Source organism: Bradyrhizobium sp. Rc3b (assembly GCF_900114915.1).
GTDB lineage: Bacteria > Pseudomonadota > Alphaproteobacteria > Rhizobiales > Xanthobacteraceae > Bradyrhizobium.
This window is the reverse complement of sequence record NZ_FOUS01000023.1, coordinates 105,557-126,655: the sequence shown is the minus strand read 5'-3', so window position 1 is coordinate 126,655 and position 21,099 is coordinate 105,557. Positions and strand designations below refer to the sequence as shown.

Genomic DNA, 21,099 nt, shown 5'->3' with positions numbered 1-21,099 from the left:
TCACAATCCGCCTCTAGTTCTTTTTAGTCCGGTAGTACCCAACACACGCCTCTCCAAATGCCTTGAACAGTTGCTTGCTGAGGAAATCGGTTGAGACGTGCCATTCGGGGTGCCATTGCACACCGATTTGCAGGGTTGGGGCACCTATGACCGAAGCCGCCTCGACCAAACCGTCAGGCGCCCACGCCTCCCGCCTCAGCGCCGGGGCAAGCGCCTCGATACCTTGATTGTGCAGCGAGTTGACTTGCGCTTCGATCGTCCGCGCGATCGGAAAGAGCGCGCCATCGGAACATATCCTGACGCTGTGCGCGGCGTCGTACTGGCGGTCTCTTGGACGGTCTGGCTTCTCGGCATGCATCGCGCCACTTTCCGGGCTCCACTCCGCAAGCGATGTGCGGAGCGTGCCGCCGAAATAGACGTTGAGTTCCTGAAACCCACGGCAGATGCCCAGAATAGGCATTCCGAGCGCGATGGCGCTCTCTATAGTTACGGCAGAGAGCCTGTCCCGCGGACGGTCGAGGATCCCAACCTCAACGTCCTGCCGATCAGCGTCCATCATGGTCGCAGGCGCTCTCAGGACGGCGGGGTCGATGTTCGATTCATCACCCGTCAACACCAAACCGTCGAGCCGGCGCATGATCGCCGGGGCGACCTCCTCCCTCGCATCTTCGGCGTCGACTGTCGGCAATATAACGCCAGCCACTCCCGCATGGCGATGGAGTGCCTGCAAGTACTTGCGCCGCAACCAGTCGCGATGCACACCATCGCCCAGAAGACGGTTCGAAGTGACGCCGACCACGGCTCGGGTGCTCTCTGGCCTTAGTAACGTCACGCGACCTGCCCTCGCGTGCGAACCTCAGCAACGGACTGCTCATACAAGCGTCGATTTCGCTCTTTTAATTGGCCTATGACGCTGGGTTGACCTTGAGGTCCTTTGACAAAGAGCCCGCCCCATGTCGCGGCAACCTCCGCATAGTTCGGATCCTGCATTCGGATTTTCTGAGCTTTGCGCAACAGCCAAAACGGGATACCCGGCGAAAGGTGATGCTCAAGGTGGTACTCATCCAGATTCTGCCCGAGGATCGCCCGCTCGAGGAAATTTCCTTTCCGATTCCGGGTGAGATAGACGTTCTGCGTCTCGGTTTCGCACATAGGTGAGTGCTCGGCGAGCTCGATAAACCAGCCAAGGACCTGAAACGTGGTGAGATAGGGCACGATCCAAAACAGGACGACGATATGGAGCAGCCCAACAGCATATGACCCGCCCAGGATGCTTATCCAAAAGAGATAGAAGCCATACTTATCGACAAGTATGCCGGAGCGGCTCTGATCCTCGACATCTGTGATCGAAAATCGATTGGTCCAAAGATATTTCAGATACGCCACCGTCGCGCCGCCGAAGATCGGCTTCCAGATCATGTTGAAAGCGTACCGCTCCGGAGGTTGTACGTCGTAAACGCCGCTGGCCAGGAAGAACTTCAGGTCGGGATCCTTGTCCGGGTCTCCGAGATAGGGATGATGCAAATAGACGTGCGAGATCCGGTAGGCCCAGTGGCGCTGGAACAAGGGATAGGAGGCGAACAGAATGCCCAAGACGTAGTTCCAGGTCGTGTTCTTCGCGAGCGTACGGTGAGCCGCATCATGAGCGATGGTTGTCAATCCGCGCTGATAGGCACCAATTAGAAGGACGGCCAGCGGGTAGAGCCACCATGAGACTGACACAGTCGCGAGCGTGCACGCTGTGACAATAGCGTAATCTTTGGCAATATAAGCAGCTCCCGTTATGTTGTCGGGTCTCAGCTCGGAGAGCTGCCTATTGATCTCTCGGCTGAATTGAACGGCCTCATAGCGTGATGACCTCAACTTCCAAGCGTCTGCCTGATTCATGAGAACCTCCTTCTGATCGCCTTGCAGGTTGTCAGATTGCGCAAAGCGCCTTGTCCAGATCGCGCAAGATGTCGTTGACGTCTTCGATGCCAACGCACAGCCGGATCGAGCCGCCAAATATGCCGGCGGCTTCGCGCTTTTCACGCGGGACGGTGGTGTGGGTCGTCGAGACAGGATGGGTCACGAGCGTGCGGGCATCGCCTACATTCGAAACATGATACATCAGGTCGACGTTCTGGATGAACTTGCGCCCGGCTTGTTCGTCCTCCACTTCGAACATGACCATCGCTCCGTGTCCGTATGCAGCATTGAGCGTCTGTTCGACGGTTTCCCGATCGGCGCCTTCAAATAGCCCCGGGTAGAAGACACGGCGCACCTTAGGATGCTCCTTGAGAACGTCGGCCACGATCCTGGCGTTCGCGCAATGCTGCTTCATGCGAAGCGGCAGCGTTTCAAGACCCTGGATGAGTTGAAAGCTCGCGAACGGGGCGATCGCCGCACCGGTATCGCGCAACCAAGTCATGCGAGCTTTGAGGAGATACTCGCTCCTTCCAAGATCGCCGACATCGCGCACCGCGTTATGCCAGACAATTCCGCCATGCGCATCGTCGGGACGGTTGAATAGGGGAAAGCGAGAGTCTCCCCGGTAGCTAAACTCGCCGTTGTCAACGATGAGCCCGCCGAGCGTCGTACCGTGGCCACATATATATTTTGTTGCGGAGTACGTCGTGATCGCAGCGCCGAGATCTGACGGCCGGCATACCAGTGGCGTTGTCGTATTGTCCACGACCAAAGGCACGCCGTACTTTCGGCCGATCTCGGCCAGCTGTTTGACAGGGAGCGGAATCAGACAGGGATTCGAAATCACCTCTCCGAACAGGCATATCGTGCGATCATCAATCGCACGTTCAAACGTCTCGGGCCTTCGAGGATCTGCCGTCCTCACGCTGATCCCAAGACGCTTTAACGTGTTGTGGAGCAAGTTCCAGGTATTGCCATATAGATACGGAGAGGCGACGACATTGTCCCCCACTTCGCCACTTGACAGGTTGACGATAGCCAGGAACGTCGCCGCTTGACCGGAAGCGACGGCGAGCGAGTCGCTCGCCATATCTACCGCGGCGTAGCGCCTTTCCAGCGCGCGGGTCGTCGGATTTATGATCCTCGTGTAGGTGAACCCATCGGCCTTGACGTTGTAAACGTCAGCAATGTGGTTTAGATCGCCATCGAGTTCATAAGCCGTATTCTGGTAAATCGGCACTGCGACCGCCTTCGTCACTGGGTCGCGTCGATAGCCCGCATGCAGAACAGCAGTCTCCGCCGAAAACGGCAGCTGCGGTTCTCCAGCCGTTCGAGCCGGCATCTTTACGCGAGCCCTGCATGTCTGTTGGGCCGAGGTCGGCGCCGCTGGAGCCTGACCGGATCGGAAATAACTACGAAAGGCGCAGCCCAACTGCACGATCCAGCTGGATTGGATTTCTCCAATGCAGCCGAGGCGGAAACTCCGCGTCGGAAGATGCAGCTTCGAGTAGACGTAGAGGTTGTGGGCCGCCAAGTGGCGGTACAGCCCTTCGAATCCTGCCTGGTCCACGATTCCGGACGGCGCACCGAACGCGACGCAGACTGGCGACTGCAACTCCGTGGGCAGCAGCGGTGACACTACTCCTTCGAGTTCTTTGACCAGATCGTCCCTGATCTTCTCATACCTGCAGCGCCTGGCATCAATGCCCTCCTGGTGCAGAATCTCCAAGGCCTTTGTCGTTGCCTGAACGATGTGGGTGGGAGGGGTCGATCGCCACTCACCGGTGCGCTCGAGCGAGAGCCATTGATCTCTCACGTCGAGCACAAACGACCTCCGTTCTTGAACCGCATTCTCCAGCAGCTCCCGAGACGCGATGACAAACGCTACTCCCGGCGGGCCTTCTATGCACTTGTTGCTCGAGGTGACTAGGACGTCAGCTCCACGCTGGCTCAGATCGATATTAAGGGCGCCAAAAGAACTCATCGCGTCGATGATGGTTTTTACGCCACGTCGCCTCGCCTCCTCCACGATCGCGTCCAGCGGGTTAACGATTCCGGTTGTCGTCTCGCAATGGACGAAGCATAGGTGCGTAACGCCAGGATTTCGGCTCAGATGCTCGCCAATTTCTTGGGGATCCAAAGGATCGGTCGCTCGCTTGACGAGCTTCAGTGCTTCGACGCCCCACAGCCGCAAGATTCGTAAAATGCGCTCGCCATAGATGCCGTTTATGCAAACGAGCGGCCTGTCGGCACGGGACACAAATGAAGAGAGAGCGGCTTCCATTGCGAAGGAGCCGCCTCCCTGAATAGGTACCACCGAATGGTCTTCAGCATTTCCCAGCAAGTTGAGCATCAGCCGCCTCATGGAGGCGGTCACTTCCTTGAATTCGCAATCGCGCGATGCAAGATCAAGCTGCATCTGGCTCCTGACCGCCAGCGATAACGACAATGGACCAGGGGTCAGCAAAGAACGCTGTCTTGTCAAACCTTTCCTCCTCAACTTGTAGCAGTCAATTGATCTGGAGAACGCCCAGCCATCAGGGAGCCCCTGTGGCGCGCATCGACCTCCTCGGTCAAAGGCTTCGGCGCAAGCGCGATAAATCGCGGGTGTGTTTCTGGTCGGCGTCCGAAAACCCTGCCGGATGCCAATCCCCTTATCTCATCGCAGATACAGAGCGATCTCTCATAAAGCTCATCATCGATGCCATTCACACCTCCTAGAAATTTGCTTTGGGACTGCACCCCCGAACGCAAACTGGCGCCGACGCGCGCTCTCATCCAGCCGCATGCGCCAGCTTGAGCGCGGTCGCTTGTTGCGTCCCGAAGCGGCGGGCCGGCCGGTCGACTTGCGCGGTGAACATGCGATATTCAGGCAAACTTGACCTTAGGAAAGGGTGCAGTCGCATGTCATCGCGCCCGGGAGGCAGATCAAGGCATCTCACACTCGATGATCATGATTGGCAGCGGGAGCCTGATGCGTGGGCTTGAGGCTTGATGCATTCGCACTCCGTCGCTCGTTGGGGGGGGTATCTGACGCTGATGACCGTCGTTGTCCATTTCAAGATCGTACAACTTGACGTTAGGGGCGTTTCAACCCTCTCGCTGGATTTTCTCGCGTGAATTTTTCCTGACGTATTCCCATCTGGCGGCGACAAGCCGACGTAGGCAGCAAAGTGCGGAGATTTACAGCGAGGCAGAATAATTTGAGAGTTTTCGGCTCAGGACCGTCGGCATTCCGTCTGCAAGCGCGATACGTGCAAAACAATTGCCCACTCCTCCCGTCACGTACGATCCTCGCCATCCCCCCAAAGGGCGTACGTGCTTCTCCGCCGTGCCGGCGGATCTTCTGGACGGTGGTGTCTGGAAAGTGTTGCGCTTGGTTGGAGCAGCCTTGGCAGGGCTGTGGTTGAGCCCGGCTTAAAGACAATTCGCTGGCCGTTTAGTAACGATCGATTCGACACCTTTCGGCGACGCGCCTGAAGCAGAATATGCCCTACTTTTCTAGGGTTACGTCGAGCCGATTCCAGATGAGTGGCACCTCTCTGCGAGCAATCCCTAGGCTGGTAGCATCGCTCGGTTCTGTACGCCGCTTCGCGGCGAGAACGTCTTAGGGATCGAGCATCGGTGTGTGAGCGTGCCGTGGTCGACGGTTGGTCCAACGCGTGAGGCCCAAGGTGAGCCGGATTTCCATTGCGTCGCGGCACTCAACGAGTGCAGTACCTCGGTTGTGAGGCGCTATGGACGAATCGCACGACCGAGCCCTTCTGCTCGCGTTGGCTCTTCTGCAGCGCCTGGCCAGGGTTCGTGGCTGCTTTGTCTCGCGATGCGAAGGCGCGGGGCGTACGGCGCGCCGTATCGGTCGACGAGCGGCGGGCCAAAAGGAAGCAAGCCCCCGAAAGCTGGGACAGCCGCGACAGGAGGGAGTCGGCGCCCGACCGCTAAGTTCGGGGTTGGTCAATATACTGAAGCACGGGCCCGCTCGCTGGTTGCGCCAAGGCTCGGAAAAACCGAGTCCCCACCGTGATGCTGCGCGAAAGACGAAGCCGGCGGAGACGCTGCCTGGCTTGGCTTTATGGGAGCTCGGCGTGTCGCTGGCCGCACGCGCAGCAAGAAGCGCTAAGCGAAACTCAACCTACCGGGAGTCGGACTTCCTTCTCTGGCCTTTGTCATCGCGTCGTAGATTCTGATCTGGCCGGCGCTTCTTGAGCTCCTCCGCTCCCCCCAAGCTCGATCTTTGATCGCGTACTCGGTCTTGAATTGACATCCACTTCGAGCACGTAACCGGAAGCGGGCACGCGAGGACTGGGGGCGACAATTTTGGTCCTTTAGAGCGAAAGTCCGATCGCAGGGGGCCTGAGCTGAATCGCCTTGGCCGGGCCAGCAGGATGTTGCTACGAATCAATGGTGCGATGCGAGGGACATCTAAACATCAATAATTGAGCGCGCTATCAAGACACCCACTACCGCTTCCGCTGAATGCTCTGCGGTCTGCTCCATGGTCTTGAGATGAATCTCCGGTGTTGTTGGTGCTTCGTAGCACGAATCGATCCCGGTGAAGTTCTTGATCTTGCCAGATTTCAGTTTTGAATACAGGCCTTTTGGGTCTCGCCGAGCGCATTCGTCTATCGGGGTATCGACAAAGACTTCTATGAACTCTTCCTTGCCAACCAGGCCGCGCACCCTGTCCCGTTCGGCTCTAGAGGGCGAGATGAACGAGCAGATCACGATCAAGCCGCTGTCCGCCATCAACTTGGCAACTTCAGCGACGCGCCGAATGTTCTCCACGCGGTCCGTCTCGGAAAAGCCGAGGTCCGCGTTCAATCCGTGCCGGAGGTTGTCGCCATCCAGCAGCATGGTATGTCGCGACATGCCACACAACTTTTGATCAACCAGGTTGGCAATCGTTGTCTTTCCAGCGCCAGACAGGCCAGTGAACCAGATGACGCAAGGTTTCTGATTCTTGAGCGCGGCGCGCTCCCTCCTGTCCACGGACAGCGCTTGCCTAGCAATATTGGTGTCCGCCCGTAGCGGAAAGGCGATCATGCCGGCCCCGACCGTACGATTGGTGTAACGATCGATGAAGATAAATGATCCGGTTTTTCGATTGAGGTCGTAAGGATCGAATACTGCGGGTATTGCGGTCGCAACATCGCAGAAGGCGATCTCATTGAGGGAAAGCATCCCGGCGGCCAGATGCTCACAAGTGTTGACGTCGATCCGATGCCTAATTGCGGTAATGCTGCCGGTAATCGTCTGGGATCCAATCCGAAGGACGTAAGTGCGTCCGGGAGCGAGCAGCTCCTTGTCCATCCAGATCACATAAGCGGCGAACTGGTCGGCGACCTTCGGTCGGTCGTCCGGCCGCGACAGAATGTCGCCACGGCCGATATCGATTTCATCTTCCAGTGTAATGGTAACCGCATCGCCGGCTTCGGCGCCGACAAGGTCGCCATCGTGTGTCACGATCCGCTTGATGCGCGTGGTCCGTCCCGACCCGGCGACAACGATCTCGTCTCCTGCCGAGATCTTCCCGGAAGCCACCGTCCCGGCATAGCCCCGAAAATCCGGGTTGGGGCGGTTCACCCATTGGACCGGAAAGCGGAAAGCCTGGCCTGAGCTGCCAGCCGGGATGTCAACGCTCTCCAAATGTTCGAGCAGACAGGGGCCATGATACCAGTTGGTATGACCGGAGCGGTCCACGACATTGTCGCCGTAGCGCGCCGAGATCGGGATCGGAACGATCGAGGTGAAGCCGAGACCGGCGGCAAAGGCGAGATAGTCACGGGCGATCCGATCGAAGCACTCCTTGTTGTATGCGACAAGATCGATCTTGTTGACTGCCAGCAGGACATGACGAATACCGAGCAGCGAACAGATGAAGGAGTGGCGGCGGGTCTGAACCATCATGCCCTTGCGGGCATCAATCAAGATGATGGCGAGCTGAGCATGCGAGGCGCCGGTAGCCATGTTTCGGGTATACTGCTCGTGACCGGGAGTGTCGGCCACCATGAAGGAGCGCCGCGGCGTCGTGAAGAAGCGGTAGGCGACGTCGATCGTGATGCCCTGCTCCCGTTCGGCCTCCAGCCCGTCCACGAGCAGTGCGAAATCGATGTCATTCCCGGTGCTACCATGCTTGATGCTGTCGCGTTTCAGCAAGGTGAGCTGATCGTGGTAGATCATCTTGCTGTCGTGCAGTAATCGGCCGATCAGCGTCGATTTGCCGTCGTCCACCGAGCCGCATGTGAGGAATCGCAGCTGATCCTTTGTCCTCGGCGGGACCACTTCCGTAGTCGGTTCTACAAACATCAAAAGTAGCCTTCCCGCTTCTTCTTCTCCATTGAAGCGGCTTCATCGGTATCAATCAGCCGTCCCTGGCGCTCCGACACACTCGCAGTCTGCATCTCCGCGACGATCTCTTCGATCGTCGTCGCATCGGATTCAATGGCCCCGCTCAAAGGATAACATCCAAGCGTGCGAAAGCGAATCATCCGCATTTCCGGCGCCTCGTCGCAGTTAAGCGGCAATCGCTCGTCGTCGATCATGATGGTCGCACCATTTCGACGCACTGTCGGTCTTTGTTTTGCGAAGTAGAGCGGAACGACCGGAATTTTCTCGAGCATGATGTATTCCCACACATGGAGCTCGGTCCAGTTTGACATCGCAAACACGCGCATTGTTTCGCCCTGGCGGATCCGTGTGTTGAACAGGCTCCAAAGCTCTGGCCGCTGGTTACGGGGGTCCCATACGTGTCCGGCCGAACGGAAGGAGAGTATCCGTTCTTTTGCGCGACTCTTTTCCTCATCGCGCCGGGCTCCGCCAAAGGCAGCATCAAATCCGTGGTGATCGAGCGCCTGCTTCAGCGCGTCTGTCTTCATCACCTGGGTGTGGAGCGCGGAGCCGGAATCGATCGGATTGATCCCACGCGCGATGCCCTCCTTATTGACATGGACGATCAGGTCGAGGCCGAGCCGCTTGGCTGTCGCGTCTCGAAAGCTGATCATCTCGCGGAACTTCCAGGTCGTGTCGACGTGAAGTAGGGGAAAAGGCAATTTTGCCGGATAGAACGCCTTGATCGCAATGTGCAGCATCACGCTTGAGTCTTTTCCGATCGAGTAAAGCATGACCGGGCTTTTGAACTCGGCGACCACATCACGCATGATTTCAATCGATTCGGCTTCGAGACGGCGCAGATGTTTCGGCAGCATATATCTTCTTTTCAATGCAGGATTTCTGTTCTTGGCCGTTATGGCCCAGCCCAGAGTGGGAATATCCGCGGCGAGAAACGGCCAACCAAGAGGCAGGCTCGTCCACGAGGTCAAGCCCCGTTGAACAGCAGACTTGCAGACGCGGCAGGATATCGCATTTCGCCGTTGGTGCGGCCGGCGCCTGCGTCACACCTGATCGGGAGATCAGCTAGTGCGGCTTAAGGTCAACCAGCGTGTTTTGATCGCAAGCATTCAGATCGCTCTAGGAGATATTGAGTATCTGCTCAAGCCGCGCGACCTCGCCTCGCAACATCTCGATAGCCGCGTCGCGGTTCTCCGAAAGGTTCGAAACAGTGTGGACCGACGCTGCGGCGTGAGACGGGACGGATAATTCTCGCGCTTTGATACTTCGCAAATCCCACCAGATTCGGAATGTCCGACGATAGAGCTCAGTTACTTCCCTTCCCCTATCCAGGACCCCGGCTTGCTGCGCATGGAGCAGTTCCTGCTCATATCCGAGTTCTACCAAAAGCTCGGCGCCAACCAGATCGGTCACGGTTTGCATCTCTTCGACGCTCAATTGAGATTGCCATGACTTGACAGAGCTTTCGTCGACCGCGTCTCGTTCTAGGATTTTTCGGTCTCCGAAGCTGCTGGGCCGAAGATAATCTGCTTGTCTCATCGCTGCCGATGCGAGGGCCCCTGGATCACAGCCGAGCCCCCTCAACAGACGCCGGATTTCGTCGTGCGGATGCGCCACGAGCAGTTCGTATTGCACGAACTGTGTCTTCGGGCGAGTGCGGTGCGCAGCGAGTTTGGGAAGGCCCAGAACCAAATCGGCGAGTGAAGATATGATGACGTCAGGCAGACGGAGCATGAGATCGACGAGAGTGGAGACGCTGACCGGATACGAGCTTTCTGTCCGCAGTGGGATGCCCCACGTTGATTTCAGTGAAGCGGCGATGGCATAGGGATTGCGCATCAGAAGGAGGTGTGGCGCTTCTGGATATACAGATTCAAGAAACTCAAGCGCCGTCCAATAGCGTGGTGTCTTGTCTATGATGATGCGCTTGCCCGCTTCTGCCAGATACTGGTCGTATGCTGCATCGGCAAAGGCGCGGCTGACGATTGTGCGATCTATTCGCCCCAGGAACTCCGAGGTCGCCGCCTCAATCAGTGAGCTCCCAGCCGGATGGCGCTGGTCCACCCTGCCAAATCCTTCAAGCGCGAGCATCAACCAGGGCTCAGGCGGAGCCGCAATGTCTGGATGGTGCTGGAGCAAATGCGCCAGGAGTGTCGTCCCGGATCGCGGAAGACCGAGGAGAAAGCACACCGCAGGCGAGCTGCTAATACGTCCACTCATCATTCAGACCCTCGTGCTTGAAAAGCGAACCTTGTCGACTGAGCGAAACAAAGCCAGCCGCGGGATAACATGGGCACCCGCATGCGTACAAAGCGTCAAAACGGCGAGTATTTGTCTGCCACTCATGGCTTGAGAGCCGTTCAGCTAGATCGATCGGGCGGGATCACGGAGGGATAACTGCATTTGCCTCCTGGATTGCTCGACGGTAAACGAACTCAAGCGGCGCTCAATGACACGAATGTTGATTACGGATATGGAAAGGTTGGAAAGGATTATACGTACGTTTGCCGAAGACCGCCCGCTGCACATGGAAGTTTATTACGTGTAGTCACAAGCTGCCTGTTGACGGGCCATGGAAGCCGTAAATGGGACATGCACCTCGCTTATGCTCGGTATACAGCAAAGAAGCTCGGCAAAAGGGCGGACAGCTTGGCGAGTGCGGCAAAGAAGTAGACCACATCGCGAACATCTCACTTTGCGGGGCGCAGCTATCTTGTCAGCAGACTCCGACGCAACTTTCCACTGAATGATGCCGATGGTCCGTCAAGACACTGAGCCATAGCCCCGGCAGCCGGTTGTTCGCAAGCCCCTCAGTCTAAACTATACCAAGGGTTTGACTTACCTGCTCTTGGAGCGTTGCCTCTCCCCTAATCGGCGCTAAAGCAAGCTTGTAAGAATCTGACTTTAGATGTCTCCGAATTTACCCGATCCAGAAAGCGCGCTTGGACGCATCTCTACTGAGGGAGACAAGATTGTCCGGCCGCTCATGTGGCAAATCAGATCGATCGATGCGTGCCGAAGAGCTGGCCAATTGAACGTGCTGGGCACCACTCGGCCACGGTGGACGCCCGTGATGGTTGCGATCAATTTGGGCAAAGAAAAGGGTGCACCGGTCAACTTGCTGTCACGAATAATGCACGTCGACCCTTCCTGGGTGATAAACTACTCAAAGCTGCTAGAGAAAAACGGTCTCCCGCGGCATCGCAAGCGATGTCGGGGTCGCGATGATGTGGTTGACGGCGGAACACGCAAGCATCTAGCGGCGCGACAGTCGGCGCAGGATGAGCTCGCCTTTGATGAACGCGACCTTGACCGATCAAGCGCGTTCGTTCATTGCCAAGGCTGCTGCGATGAGGCATGGCTTGGAAAAGGGCCCGCTCTGCCATCCAGAAGACCAAACGTACGACTGTCAGAAATGAGCTCGCTAATCATGAGTCTCCCATCCTTCGAATATGTCTTGAAGCAGCGCGGTCGAAGGTGGTTTGTGGTCGGTTCACAACGCCGACGCCGCGCAGGTGATTACCGGTTCAGGAAGTAACCGCTCCGCCGCCATCTAGCAAGCTAACAGAGCGCTTTTTCAATTGCTGCTGAGCGTGCCATATCGCCTTGGAGCTCGAGCTAGCCAACAGGCTCGGCAAGGTCGGATTACGCCCAAACTTTAGCCGGGCATGAGCTTCGAGGATGAGCGATTAGCCGATGAGTTCGGCCCCGCGCGGCCAGGACTGCCTCGGCGAAGCTGAAAAGCTGCTGGCCGAACGGATGCTAGATTCGGCCCTACGGGAGCTCGTTTGAGACGGGTTAGCTTCTCGAAAGCTAACGGGCCTAGGGCTGGGCGTTTTGGCCCCATCGCATGCGCTTTCGGGAACGAGCGTTTGGGGATTTTATCTTTCGAGACAGGCCTACGGCTAAGACAATGTCTTCACTCGCAATCATACATCGCAAGCGGCCGTCGAAACCGCCTTTCCAAAACACTTGATCAAAGATAAGGAGACCCTGGATCCCGTTCCGCGGCAAAAGGCCATCCAGCACGCGCGCGTGAAACACTCTCTCAGCGCGGAGCGGCAAAGCTATTTGTGCGACAAAGTTTCTATGATCAAAGAGGGCGGCCCGCGAGCCGCCCTACCGCGCCATTAGCCAGCGTTGTTGAAATTAACGCTGATGTCCGAGTCCGATTCCGAGATTTAAGGCCTTCTGGCGTAGCGCGCCGACGCTGCGCTTTGTCATTTTTGCTATTTTGATTACCGGGGTCCGAACCTTCGAATGGACTTTTAGGTCTTTGATATCTTCCTTTGTCCACTCGCGCCGCTTAACGCGTATCTTGGTTGCTTTTTTCACGATGAATGCTCCTTCTGAGAGGAGCGCTTGTAGCATAGTTTTTTCGGAGCGACGACCGTAAAAAAAAGGCACAGTCATCGGAACTCGCGCCAGGTATTAGCTTGGTCATGCCTTCGGAAGACAAGGCTCTGGACTACTGCAGCTGCTGAACTTTAACTTTCGTACAGACGCTGTGTTGAGGGAGCTTCGTTATAGTTGAATGCAGCCCCAAGCGACGCCCCTTCTATCCAAGCTCAGCACGTAGACTAACGTATTCTGGAATGAGCAAGCCTATCGCGATAAACCTCAATAGCTGCATGTCACGGAGGTCCGTCATTTGTAGTTATGCCTAGAGCGATCAAACATCGATGCTCTATGAGATCCGTGACGGTCTCTTGCTATGATCACCTATGACGATTTAGCGCGCGCTCGTTAACTCAGTGCCGGAGCATCCTCGGGGCGTGCGCGAATACTAGATCGGTCTCGTCTTCGTGTCCGTCGTCCGGGCTGGGCTCAACGCGTCGGAGTGCACGAAAGACATCAGCCCCTCCCTCACTTGGATGAAGCCAGATCATCCTTGGTCGCGTTGAACCGCTTCACAGTGCCAATAGCTGCTGCATTATCTCCAGACTTAACTTGCGCGATCTAATCGGGGTACTCGGCCATCAGCAAGGGATTGAGCGGCAGGCCGTCACGCTGATGCGCCCCTACGTCAGCTCAATTGCTGGCCGAGGAGCGCTTTGTGCCCGCTCGTTGGTAGCTGCGAAGATTATATGGGCGGCTACTCATCTTCGGGCTGTTTTGAGATCTCCCGCTCAACCTGCCCCTGCATAGCACGCTGATCTAGCAGTTCGAGCCCCTCAAGAGCCTTCCTTCCCTCGTCAGTGATACTCCACCACCCGGCCTCTTGCTTGACCAGCCTTTGGCCGAAAATATCGAGCTGCGGCGCGCGGCTCGCGATTCGCTTCATACGCGCCGGCCACTCTGGGCCGCTGCTGTAATAGATCGCCAAATGCTGTTTAACGACTTCGATGCTCGCCCGTCCGTGCCGCTGGCCTGCAAGTATCTTCAGTATGGACAGCTGAAAACTCACGCGCGCACGCCATCGAGTCGAGGAAAAGCTCCATAATACTTATCCTGAGGGAAGCCGCAGCGCCTTGCGCCGCTTTTCAAAAGCAACCTTGCGTTATAAGCCTAATGAAGCAGGATACCCACCTGCCGTGGACGCGGTAACCAAGGTCTCGACGGCATCGGCGACATCCTGCCCAGAGTGCCTTGAAGAATGGGTCATCGGAGATAGCCGCGTTGGCTACGCGTTTGACGGGGTCTCGACTGCCGTCTTCGACCGATTTGAGATCAAACTACGTCGGTGGTAACCGCGCTGTTGCACATCTTGGCGAATGACGTCGCTCACTGAGCGCACCGCCCGCTTCTTTCGCCTCCAACTGCCGTCCAACCCTGCGGGGATCGCAAACCCTCGCGGAACCACCAAAAGATCGCGTCTTCCGTTCAAATAAATATCGAACATGTCGCCCTCGTTTGGCACGAGCGTAGATCGCCGGTTCATCCATTTGGTGACATCGAAGCAACACCTGCGCTCAAAGACTCTACGCCAGTTTTCACCGGATTTCGCCCCCACTGGAGCGTGCCCGGCGCAATCCCCTTGTCCCTTCACGCGCTCCTCATCGCCGAAAATACAGAAGCCTTCGGATGCTTTTTTATCGCTAACAGATCCTCGGGGCGGCGGTCTCGATAAGGTAATAAGCCTTGCAGGTAACCCGGGATCGATAACGAGGTGGTTGAACCGAATTGCCCTCAGTAGACATGGGCAGATCTATGATGCGACGATCTCTTGCCGCTCGGACGGAGTTGATTGAACATTGCCTACCGTGGCAATTTTCCTTTGTTCTGAGCATTCCCAATCGCACGATCAATCGTCCGACTCGGGGACTGCTGGTCCACTGTACGTGAGGACCGTCGCGGGCACGATCGTGCCGCCGGACGTGGACGTGTTCACGTCGTGTCGGGGATCACGCTCAGATTACAGATTGATCCGATTCAATTCGCAGACCTTCCCCGCCAAAGTCAACCTACCCAGCCCATGCCGGTGGCAATCCAGGCGGGCTCCGAAGCTCTATCACATCGGCGAAGACCGTCCAATCGCGGACACTGTTTTGCTTGCAGAAATCGGCCTCAGCCTGCTGTGCAGCGGCACTCAGCGAGGCGGCATCGACCTTGAACGCTGCCTGACAGGCACGATGTTCGTGGCCGGTATCGTCACGAACGGTCTTGATGAACCGGACGTTAAATGAAGGCATGGCCCCCTCTTCTTGCGGATTGCTCATTCACCATCCTGCCATCCGCGCCCCACCAGAGTATTTGATCTGCCTCAAGCAGCATCCCCAATAAGCTGTCCGCTCCTTCATCGAGAGGTCGAGACTTTGGCTGTCCAGCTCGAGCGCTTTGTTGTTCCGCAGACCACGCGATCTCTACTTATCTAGCTTGTCGGATCGCACTCTATTTTAGGCCGAGGTATAACGCCTTCTGGTCTGCTCATGCCCTTGACGGACAAAATTGATTTGTCGATGAATCGGGTAAGCCTTGAACAGACAATTGAAGGCAGCATGCGCTGTCACGCCCGAGATGCCGCCTATTGTTCTCTACCGATCCCATACCCGGCCGCTGGTATGGAGTCTCGAAAGACCGCGAACTTTACACGCGATACTTGGTCGTCTTACGAGACATTGCCGCAAATACCAAGTCAGTGCGCCAATCATCCGGGCAAAGCCATTTCTGACGCGTGCCGGCGGCGGGGGCTATCGATTGGGGGACCTGGCATACGTGATCGTGTGCAAATGAGGCGAACCGCCCCGATCTCGCTTCTGACGGTCCATCCGTGGGTCGTCACAGTAAAGCTGATGACCACGCTTGCCGCAGCCAACGTTTCGATAAGTCCAGGGTTCAGGACTATTTCTGGCATGTGCCCGGCAAGGCCACCGATAACGCGAGGCGAGCGATCAATTGACGATCGGCTTGCCGGCTAGCCAGCACTGGGACAATGCTGTCGCGGCCCATTTGCGAGCGGTGCGCCGCAAATGAACGAGGCTACACGCTTTCGTGTTGCGGACCAACGCGAGGCCACGTTGGATCGCCCGAATTGGGACATGTCGCCTGCCAGCGCGCGGCTCGCAGCGGCCGCTCGAGCTCGGCCATTCTGGACGCGCCTCAGCTCTTTTTGACCTGTATCAATACTGCGGCGACTGCCGACTGATACAAGCGAGCTTCCGTCCAAGGTCACACACATGGCAGACAGAAGGGCTTGGTGTCCCATCATCTTTTCATGTCCACATACCGGCGATCGAGTTCAAGGAGTGCTGCCGGAAGTACCTAAGCCGCGTGCCGATGACCTGCACGCAATGACCTGCGCCGCGTGCGAAGGCGACCACTTCATCGACCCGCGGACGGGCGCGATGATCGGCGCCGAGCGCAGCTAGGCTCTCCCAACGGGGTCAAGCCGAATGATGTCAAGCGGGTTCCGGCATCTTCTGACTCTCTGGGATGCCGCCGCGCTCACAACGGCGCGGCTGACCTCATCACAACCGAATGGCCCAGGTGACGCCGTGGGACAAGAAGATTTCCCGCCAACGAAGGTGTTCGACATGACAGATTACAGGGACATTCGTCCCGCCGCGGGTCAGACTGCGGGAGCGGCAATCCAGTTCAACCTCTGCAGAACAGCGGTTAACACCAGCCGTCGACGTCTTGAGCTGATCCAGATCGATTCGATCGAAAACCGGGGGTTGTTTCGCAGCGCCAATCCTAATCTTTCGGTTGGCGAGCCGATCATGTCCCGCCAGGATAGGTTCAACGGCGCCCCGGCCGATAAAAGCCCGGCCACGACTGGCGCAACTGAGACCACGCCGCCTGGCCAATATTGCGCCGAGCCTACTCGCGGCGGCAACGCTATCTCGTGCGAACTGTTTAAAAGGTTGCCTGAATTTGTCAGCCAGCAGCGATGAGCATCGTTCAATATCTACTGGCGACCTGATCTGGGAGCGGCTCGAGACGGCGCCGCCCTTTGATCGGGATCTGGAGATTGCGGTGATCGAGGGTAATACCATTCACCGGGTGGTCTTTCCTTGCCGCCGGGCCTTCGGCGGTTGGATCAAGGCCAAGACCGGAGAACACGTAGCCGTGCAGCCTACGCACTGGCGCATATGGCCTAGATAGCGGCGACCATCCTGCACCATAAATCCGTGTGAGTTGAGGCGCGTTCTGCCTCGCTGGCCTGTCGTGGGAAATAACGTAGAGTCAATCGAATGAAAGAGTCCGCCAGGGAAGGTTTCCGATCGCGTCTGGTATTGCTATGGCACTGCCGCGACCGCCGCCGCGCGGGTTCTCGTGCTTTGCCCGGCGCAAACTCCATATCTCCAGGAGCCCACGTTCACGAACATCTACCTTCCAGTCTCGTCTTGCCGCTTTCGTGCCGGCCGCGGCCCGGCGAACGTCGCTCCCCTGTTCTGCTTCATCATCCGCGCGGCCTTTCTAGTCAAAGGCCTCATTATCGATCTCGCAAACATGATCGATATCGCGGAGTTTGCGAGCGCCATGATCGTGATGGAGGAGAAGAGGATTTCGCTCGTTCAGCGCCCCGGCGGTGCGTTCATTTGGTTGGTCTCCGGACGCTGCGGTCGGAAATGTATCGAGGTTAATGCCGCACCTTTACCGCGCCGAGCACGATCGCTATATCGAACGGTATTTGACGAACGGCGAGCGCCACATCATCGACATCGGCCGCATCGTACTCGGCGAACGGAGCGACGGTTCGACCTTCTTGGGTGAGGCCAAAGCGCGCGCCGAGCAGTCCTTCACCGGTTTCATCCGAAACTCACGAAAGACGGGCGCAGAAACGTCGGTTGCAGTCTGCGGGAATTCGCTGCCAGGGGGGCGCACCTTCCGCAGACCCCGCCCACGCTCCTTTGAAGAACCTGTTGCTCTGGTTCTAGTCAGCAGCAAGGAGCAAGGCGTGGGCGTGATGACCCGCAGTGACCGCGACATGATTGTCGACAAGATCCAGGTTCAGCAGGTCGCCTTGAAGATGCAATCAAGGCCATGGCTTCCTGCCCGCGCCGCGAAGCTGCCAACGTCGATAGGTATCCCTTGCTGATAAGGTCCCAGGCATCAGCGCTGATATCGCCGACGGACTGTTCCGGCCCTTTGTCACGATTGAACGGCATGGCGCGGGTGTGGAGCTATCAATCAACCGGTCGATCTCGAGCCACATGGTGGCCACATCGTCGGGCGACGGCACGATCCTTCAGTTCACCGCCCGATTGCGGAGCTTAGTAAGAGAAATGATTGTACGACGCATTCTTGTGATCGACGATGACGCCGCAATGCGGGACTCGCTCGCGTTTCTGCTTGATGTGAACGGCTTCTACGTAGCAACCTACGAGACGGCGACCGCATTTCTCGATGACGTCGCGGGCGGACCAGTCGATTGCATCGTGTCGGACATCCGTATGCCGGGTATGAGCGGTCTCGAACTGGTCAGCAAAGCGAAGGCCAATCGCGTCGACTGCCCCATCATCTTGATAACTGGTCATGGCGACGTATCGCTCGCAATCGAAGCGATGAAGGCGGGTGCGGTCGATTTCATCGAGAAGCCGTTCGGGGAGGAGGTGCTATTGCGTGCGATCAATAGTGCTTTGGAATTGCGGCCAACAAAACCAGCCGATGACGCATCGAAACTACAGGCGGAAGCCCGCCTCGCGGCGCTCTCGTCGCGCGAGCGTGACGTTCTGCAGGGACTATTAGCCGGCAAAATTAACAAGGTGATCGCCCATGATCTCGGCATTAGTCCGCGAACAGTCGAGGTTTACCGTGCCAACCTCATGGCCAAGATCAATGTCCGCAGCATGTCCGAGTTGATGCGGATCGCCATTACCGCGGGACTTTAGCACCAGCCCAGATGGCTTATTCACGTATTCAAGCTGCAATCCAGACGACGAAGCGAGGGTTCTCAGGCGCACCGCCACCTGAGCAGATCATCTCTTTGATAACGGCTCCCGATGCAACACACGCTGTTGGCTCTTGAACCACGACGGCAGATGAAGCAGAGCAATCAATCGGCCACAATTGTGCTCCGTTGGACAGCAGGTCTGGTACCCCGGAGAGCGGCATCGGCCATATCCTCTTCCAACCCCCAACAGAGCTCCGATGCGGGCTGCCATGATCGGTTCGATTTTCCTCAAATGGCACTGCCGCACGGAACCCCGGCATAGCGCCGCGCGCTGAGTGCGGTTCCGGAGCCGCGCCGGCCTAACCATCGTCACACATCGTTGAGGACCAACCACAGCAGTATCGCATGATCATCTTGTCCGTCGACCACGTTGGCCAGCGTACGTCGATCGGGATGGTGTCACTATCCGCCTCGTCACCTGCGCGGCCGCCCCGTCGAGGATCCGGGTCAAGGCGCCCGAACAAGACTTGCCACGGCGAACCGAAATGGGGACGACAACGTTTCGGCTGGCTGGAGCTCTTCACGGGCGCAGCTGTGAGCTTCTGACTGCTCCCATGGACGCGGCCGGCGAAGCCAGCATGCAGCTTTCTAATCTTACTTGAACATGTTTGAGCAACAGGACCGTGCCAGCCCGATCAAGACGCTCTCCTCATCGGACTTACGTGTAAATACTTAGGGGCTTCTACTTAGGGAAAACATCCAGATTTTCCAGTTCGTCGGGAACAGACAATCTGCGTCCCATCGACGTTCGCAAGACAAGGTCCGCCATGCACGCCCAGTCCGTCAGTTTTATCGAGAGCAGCCGCCATCAGACCAGGGTCTTGCGGGGCCAACCTCAACGCTACGGCTAGGTTGCTTACGCCAGCTCAAATTGAAGCGCGCTACCTTTTTCGCGTCGTATTGCGCGGGCACATTGCGGCGCAGCGAAGGACACAGATTTGGCTTGGGCGATCTTGCAAGCCGCAGAAACGCTTCGAGCCTACATTGTGCCTCCAGGAGCACCGCAATGATCATCGGCCTTTTACTTCGAGAGCATCGCAACATTGATCTGCTTCTGGTCGCTCTCCAACGCGAATTGGAGATTTTTGAGAAAGGGATCCGTCCCGATTATGAGGTCATTCGCGCCATTATCAGCTATTTCGAGGTTTACCCCGAGTTGTACCATCATCCACAGGAAGACTTGATTTTTTCCAAGCTCAAGGCTCGCGATCCGGATGCAGCTGCAGTCGTCGGCGATCTCGCGCTTGAACACGAGGAAGTCGTCGACCGTTTGCACCACTTCGCGCGGGCTACTGACGCCATCCTCGCGGATCGTGAACTTTACCGGCAAGACGTCGGCAATATCATACGCGAGTTTATAGTACGCGAGCGGCACCACATGATGTGGGAAGAACGAGATTTCTTTCCGGCAGCCTTGAAGGCTCTCTCGGCTCAGGATTGGACCGAGATTGCTTCCGCCCTCACCGATCACGGAGATCCGCTGTTCAACGAGACAGCTGCAGCGACTTCCGATGTCCTCAGAGCGCATATTCTGCAATTGGAGCAAGAAGCTGAGGCGGAACGGAGCTCCGTCGCGCTTTCCTCCGCCAAGGTCGGCAACCCCTGACACGGCGCCGAGACAGACGGGCCGCAGGAATCGTTGTTTTTCACAGGAGGAAGTGGACCTCGTGGCTCATCCTATCGAAATGACAATGGGGGTGCTGGCCGCGGGTGAGGCGAAGCACTCCCACTCCGTTTGCGGTCAGCCCGGTACGCTCTGAATTAGCTGACTGCAGCCGGTTCGACCCACTGCACGCCAACGGCGAGGTACTGCCGTGCCCGATCCGTAACAGGAAGGCGCTGGACGTCGATCGCCACGACCAGTTCTGGTTCCATTGAATTACAACGAGCTATGGCGATCCACATCGTAAAGGATGCTCATTCATTACGTGTGACCCTTTATTCGCGATCCAACATACCTGTATGTAGCGTGCAGCATGCCCTTCCAATGCGGCTTGGAGCGGCCGAGCCATCAGCGACACTCCGATAATCGGGTTCAGCAAGCAAGAAAGGCATCCGAACGCGACCGGACTTGCACAAATGTGCGGCCTGCAACGCCTACCGCGTTACACCAGCTATCCGTCGTTCTCGCACATATCAGCGTCCGTTCATGAGTCGGACTGCGGTGTGCGCCCGGCATCAGTGCCCCTCGTTGCTGTCCTAGTCGTTGCCGGCGTGCTTATGAGCGACAAACCTAGGTGTAGATTTATAAACCTCAAGCTATACCGTCGCATACCACGGCATAATTGAGCTGCGGTGAGCTTCTGACTCACACTCGGCTCAGATTTTCGGCGAATGTCCTCCCCGTTATCGAATCGGCGGCTGTCCTCCCTCCGCCGATGCGCGATGCGTCAGCGTCGCTCCTCCCAGACTTTGGCCCGGCCCGCTAAGCGGGACCGGGCATTTTTTGTTTCCAAGGATCCCGAAAGCGCCAAATGACCATAAGCGCGGATCCGCCTTGTCGAGAA

13 protein-coding genes are annotated in these 21,099 nt (G+C 57.3%); 4 read left to right on the top strand and 9 right to left on the bottom strand.

Features of this window, described 5'->3' with window-relative positions; translation table 11 throughout:
- Positions 1-13: 13 nt before the first annotated feature.
- From BM190_RS36645 to BM190_RS36600, 9 genes are all read right to left on the bottom strand, one after another.
- Positions 14-799 carry a gamma-glutamyl-gamma-aminobutyrate hydrolase family protein gene (locus BM190_RS36645; protein WP_244550871.1) on the bottom strand — a complete coding sequence of 262 codons (786 nt, stop codon included), beginning with the start codon at positions 797-799 and terminating at the stop codon, positions 14-16.
- A gap of 29 nt (positions 800-828) precedes the next feature.
- Positions 829-1,887, bottom strand: a complete 1,059-nt coding sequence (gene rtxC, locus BM190_RS36640) for a dhydrorhizobitoxine desaturase (protein WP_092262355.1) — start codon at positions 1,885-1,887, stop codon at positions 829-831.
- 31 nt (positions 1,888-1,918) lie between these two features.
- Positions 1,919-4,375 (bottom strand): 2-aminoethylphosphonate--pyruvate transaminase, encoded by a 2,457-nt coding sequence (locus BM190_RS36635; protein WP_283806141.1) that lies wholly within the window; start codon positions 4,373-4,375, stop codon positions 1,919-1,921.
- A gap of 1,955 nt (positions 4,376-6,330) precedes the next feature.
- Positions 6,331-8,214: a sulfate adenylyltransferase subunit CysN gene (gene cysN, locus BM190_RS36630; RefSeq protein WP_092262353.1), complete on the bottom strand. Its 1,884-nt coding sequence runs from the start codon at positions 8,212-8,214 to the stop codon at positions 6,331-6,333.
- The gene (cysD, locus tag BM190_RS36625) at positions 8,214-9,113 is read right to left on the bottom strand and encodes a sulfate adenylyltransferase subunit CysD (protein WP_092262352.1); all 900 of its coding nucleotides are present in this window, start codon (positions 9,111-9,113) and stop codon (positions 8,214-8,216) included. The genes cysN and cysD overlap by 1 nt, the downstream gene beginning before the upstream one ends.
- A gap of 262 nt (positions 9,114-9,375) precedes the next feature.
- Positions 9,376-10,476, bottom strand: a complete 1,101-nt coding sequence (gene noeE, locus BM190_RS36620; protein ID WP_092262376.1) for a nodulation protein NoeE — start codon at positions 10,474-10,476, stop codon at positions 9,376-9,378.
- 1,929 nt (positions 10,477-12,405) lie between these two features.
- Positions 12,406-12,627 (bottom strand): hypothetical protein, encoded by a 222-nt coding sequence (locus BM190_RS36615; protein ID WP_244550878.1) that lies wholly within the window; start codon positions 12,625-12,627, stop codon positions 12,406-12,408.
- A gap of 724 nt (positions 12,628-13,351) precedes the next feature.
- On the bottom strand, positions 13,352-13,663 hold the full coding sequence (locus tag BM190_RS36610) for a hypothetical protein (RefSeq protein ID WP_177237500.1): 312 nt from the start codon (positions 13,661-13,663) through the stop codon (positions 13,352-13,354).
- 997 nt (positions 13,664-14,660) lie between these two features.
- Complete coding sequence (locus BM190_RS36600) at positions 14,661-14,915, bottom strand: hypothetical protein (RefSeq protein ID WP_244550869.1); 255 nt, start codon at positions 14,913-14,915, stop codon at positions 14,661-14,663.
- 1,275 nt (positions 14,916-16,190) lie between these two features.
- Here BM190_RS36600 and BM190_RS36595 point away from each other — a divergent pair.
- The 4 genes from BM190_RS36595 (at position 16,191) to BM190_RS36575 (ending at position 20,198) form a co-directional block, all read left to right on the top strand.
- Positions 16,191-16,589 (top strand): hypothetical protein, encoded by a 399-nt coding sequence (locus tag BM190_RS36595; protein ID WP_143109167.1) that lies wholly within the window; start codon positions 16,191-16,193, stop codon positions 16,587-16,589.
- A gap of 638 nt (positions 16,590-17,227) precedes the next feature.
- On the top strand, positions 17,228-17,737 hold the full coding sequence (locus BM190_RS41420; RefSeq protein ID WP_244550868.1) for a PAS domain S-box protein: 510 nt from the start codon (positions 17,228-17,230) through the stop codon (positions 17,735-17,737).
- A gap of 187 nt (positions 17,738-17,924) precedes the next feature.
- A complete protein-coding gene (gene fixJ, locus BM190_RS36580; protein WP_092262374.1) occupies positions 17,925-18,530 on the top strand; it encodes a response regulator FixJ in 606 nt (201 codons plus the stop codon).
- 1,068 nt (positions 18,531-19,598) lie between these two features.
- The gene (locus BM190_RS36575; RefSeq protein WP_092262347.1) at positions 19,599-20,198 is read left to right on the top strand and encodes a hemerythrin domain-containing protein; all 600 of its coding nucleotides are present in this window, start codon (positions 19,599-19,601) and stop codon (positions 20,196-20,198) included.
- Positions 20,199-21,099: the final 901 nt, after the last annotated feature.

Coding starts and splice junctions, on each gene's coding strand:
- noeE (WP_092262376.1), bottom strand. CDS start 10,476: ATGAGTGGACGTATTAGCAGCTCGCCTGCGGTGTGCTTTCTCCTCGGT.
- BM190_RS36575 (WP_092262347.1), top strand. CDS start 19,599: ATGATCATCGGCCTTTTACTTCGAGAGCATCGCAACATTGATCTGCTT.
- BM190_RS36615 (WP_244550878.1), bottom strand. CDS start 12,627: ATGCTACAAGCGCTCCTCTCAGAAGGAGCATTCATCGTGAAAAAAGCA.
- rtxC (WP_092262355.1), bottom strand. CDS start 1,887: ATGAATCAGGCAGACGCTTGGAAGTTGAGGTCATCACGCTATGAGGCC.
- cysN (WP_092262353.1), bottom strand. CDS start 8,214: ATGTTTGTAGAACCGACTACGGAAGTGGTCCCGCCGAGGACAAAGGAT.
- BM190_RS36600 (WP_244550869.1), bottom strand. CDS start 14,915: ATGAGCAATCCGCAAGAAGAGGGGGCCATGCCTTCATTTAACGTCCGG.
- fixJ (WP_092262374.1), top strand. CDS start 17,925: ATGATTGTACGACGCATTCTTGTGATCGACGATGACGCCGCAATGCGG.
- cysD (WP_092262352.1), bottom strand. CDS start 9,113: ATGCTGCCGAAACATCTGCGCCGTCTCGAAGCCGAATCGATTGAAATC.